Source organism: Pseudoroseomonas cervicalis ATCC 49957, assembly GCF_000164635.1.
GTDB classification, from domain to species: domain Bacteria; phylum Pseudomonadota; class Alphaproteobacteria; order Acetobacterales; family Acetobacteraceae; genus Pseudoroseomonas; species Pseudoroseomonas cervicalis.
Genome location: NZ_GG770926.1, coordinates 1 through 2556 on the forward strand (window position 1 = coordinate 1; position 2556 = coordinate 2556).

At 73.0% G+C, this 2556-nt stretch carries 4 protein-coding genes; 1 reads left to right on the forward strand and 3 read right to left on the reverse strand.

Annotated features, from left to right (window positions below; genetic code table 11):
- From HMPREF0731_RS20415 to HMPREF0731_RS20425, 3 genes are all read right to left on the reverse strand, one after another.
- Positions 1 to 351: TolC family protein (locus HMPREF0731_RS20415; RefSeq protein WP_007006124.1), on the reverse strand; the 351-nt coding region annotated here is incomplete at its 3' end.
- Between the two features lie 62 nt (positions 352 to 413).
- Entirely contained in the window at positions 414 to 644 is a 231-nt protein-coding gene (locus tag HMPREF0731_RS20420; protein ID WP_040614240.1) for a hypothetical protein, read from the reverse strand.
- 14 nt (positions 645 to 658) lie between these two features.
- Positions 659 to 1315: a TetR family transcriptional regulator gene (locus HMPREF0731_RS20425; protein ID WP_007006126.1), complete on the reverse strand. Its 657-nt coding sequence runs from the start codon at positions 1313 to 1315 to the stop codon at positions 659 to 661.
- A gap of 101 nt (positions 1316 to 1416) precedes the next feature.
- On the opposite strand from HMPREF0731_RS20425, the gene HMPREF0731_RS20430 reads away from it, so the two are divergent.
- Positions 1417 to 2556, forward strand: a 1140-nt coding sequence (locus HMPREF0731_RS20430; protein ID WP_040614245.1) for an efflux RND transporter periplasmic adaptor subunit, incomplete at its 3' end; no start/stop codon positions are given.

Here is a 2556-nt window from a genome sequence, read left to right on the forward strand (position 1 = left end):
CGTCGCGGCCGTGGTGCGGCCGCCGGTATAGACCGGCTGGGTCAGCGTCGCGGTCGCGCCGGCCGTGGCGCGGTCCGCATCGCTGTAGATGCCGCGGTTGCGCGTCGTGCCCTGCACATAGCCGGCATTGCCGGCCACCGTCACGCTCGGGCGCCAGCCGGCCAGCGCCTGCGGCACGTTCTCGTCCACCACGCGCAGCTGCGCGCGGGCCGTCTGCAGCGTCGGGTTGTTCGCATAGGCCTGCGCCAGCGCCTCCTGCAGGCTCTGCGCCCAGCCCGCGGCAGGGGCAAGCAGCGCGGGCGCCAAGGCGCTGGCGGCCAGGAGGGCGAGACGGATCCGCTTGGGAGTCATCGGCCGGGACTTTCGAGGAGCGAGGGGGCGAGAAGCGGGGAACGGGCGGCGCGCGGCTTGCGTCACCGGCGCGGCCGCGCGGTGGCCGCAGCATCCGGGGCCGAGGGGGTCAGCCCATCCGCCCAGATATTGCCGGGCTCGGGGCGCAACGCGTCATCGGCGGCGGGGGCGCCCCGGATGGTCTGCACGGTGCTGCCGGCCGGCATCTCGGCGCGGCCGGCGTCACCGCCGCCGGCGCAGGCGGCCAGCAGCGGCAGCAGGGCGAGCCCCGCCCAGCGGGTGGACAAGCGCATCGCGGATCTCTCCATCATGGGCAACAGGAGGCAACAGGGGAGTCGGCCGCCGCGGGCGCGGCGGCGCAGGCCTGCAGGAAGCCGCGGACCGCGGCGCAGACCTCGTCCGAGAAGCGGAAATCGGTGACGCCGGCAACCCACATATGGATGAAGCCGCTGATCAGCGCCTTGAGGAACAGCGCCGCCCGCTCGGGCGTCCAGCAATCCCCGAGTTCGCCGCGCGCGGCGGCCAGGCGGAAGCGCGCCTCGACCAGCCGGCGCATCCGCGCATCGGCCTCCTGGCGGCGCTCCAGCGCCGGCGCCATGTCGGCCACGTATTCGCAGCGTTCCAGCATGATGGTGAGCAGCCGGGCGCGGCGCTCATCCTGCTCCAGCCGGGTGAGCGATTCGCAGATCGCCTCGGCCATGGAGGGCAGCACCGGCCCGTCGGGCTCGCGCGCCAGCGCGCCGCACAGCTCGTCCTGCAGCAGCAGCAGCCGCTCGTCGAGGGCCAGGAACAGGCCCAGCTTGTCACGGAAATGCCAATGCACCGCGCCCCTGGTGCAACCCGCGACACGGGCCACCTCGTCGAGCGAGGCGCGGGCCACGCCACGCTCCAGGAAGACCTGCTCGGCAGCGTCGAGCAGCGCCTCGCGGGTTTCGTCGGCTTCCTGTTTTGTGCGGCGCGCCATACTCCGACCTTGCAGTTCCTCAGGTAGGCTTTTATATACATACGCGAAGGTATCTTTACAAGCGGCCGCTTTCGCCGCGGATCGTCTTTCCTGGAGGTTTCATGCCGCTCCTGCCCCGTCGCGGGATGGCCGCTCTTGGCCTGTTCCTGCTTGCCGGCCCCGCGCTGGCGCAGATGCCGGGAGGCGGAGGGCCGCCGGCGGTCGGCGTCGCGGCGGTGACGCGCCGCCCGGTGACCGAAACCAACGAGTTCATCGGCCGGGTCGAGGCGGTGCAGCGCGTCGACCTGATGGCGCGCGTCACGGCGTTCCTGGAGAAGCGCGAATTCACCGACGGCGCCGAGGTGAAGCAGGGCGACCTGCTGTTCCGGCTGGAGCGCGGCCCGTATGAGGCGCAGCTGCAGATCGCCCGCGCCAGCGTGGCCGAGGCCGAGGCGCAGCTGCAGAACGCCAACATCACCCTCTCCCGCGCCCAGGCGCTGCTGAACACGGTGGCCGGGCAGCGCTCGACCGTGGACACGGCGCTGGCCAACCAGCGCAGCACCCAGGCGCAGCTGCTCTCGGCCCAGGCGCAGCAGCGCCAGGCGCAGATCAACCTCGACTACACCGAGATCCGCGCCCCCATCGCGGGCCGCATCGGCCGCGCCGCGGTGACCGAGGGCAATGTCGTCACCCCCTCCTCCGGCGCCCTGGCGACCATCGTCAGCCAGGACCCGATGTATGTCAGCTTCACCGTGCCGATGCGCACCCTGACCGAGGTGCGCGCCCGCTATGCCGAGCGCGGCGGCCTCTCCGCCGTGCAGCTGCGGCTGCGGCTGCCGGACGGGCGGATGTATGCGCCGGTGGGCCAGGTGAACTTCGTCGACATCGATGTCGGCCGCGACACCGACAGCGTGCTGCTGCGCGGCACCATCCCGAACCCGGTCACGCCGGGCGGTTTCCGCGAGCTGACCGCCAACCAGATCGTCAGCGCCGTGGTCGAGGCGGTGCAGCCGGTGCAGATGCTGACCGTGCCGCGCGGCGCGGTGCTGACCGACGCGCGCGGCGATTTCGTCTATGTGATCGGCGCCGAGAACAAGGCCGAGCGCCGCGCCGTGAAGATGGGCGCGCAGTCGACGCCGGAGCTGGCGGTGATCCAGGACGGCGTGCGCGAGGGCGAGAGCGTGATCGTCGACGGGCTGCAGCGGGTGCGCCCCGGCGCCCCGGTCTCGCCCACGCCGGCCGACGCGCCGCGCGGCGGGGCC

Coding starts and splice junctions, on each gene's coding strand:
- HMPREF0731_RS20425 (WP_007006126.1), bottom strand. CDS start 1,315: ATGGCGCGCCGCACAAAACAGGAAGCCGACGAAACCCGCGAGGCGCTG.
- HMPREF0731_RS20420 (WP_040614240.1), bottom strand. CDS start 644: ATGCGCTTGTCCACCCGCTGGGCGGGGCTCGCCCTGCTGCCGCTGCTG.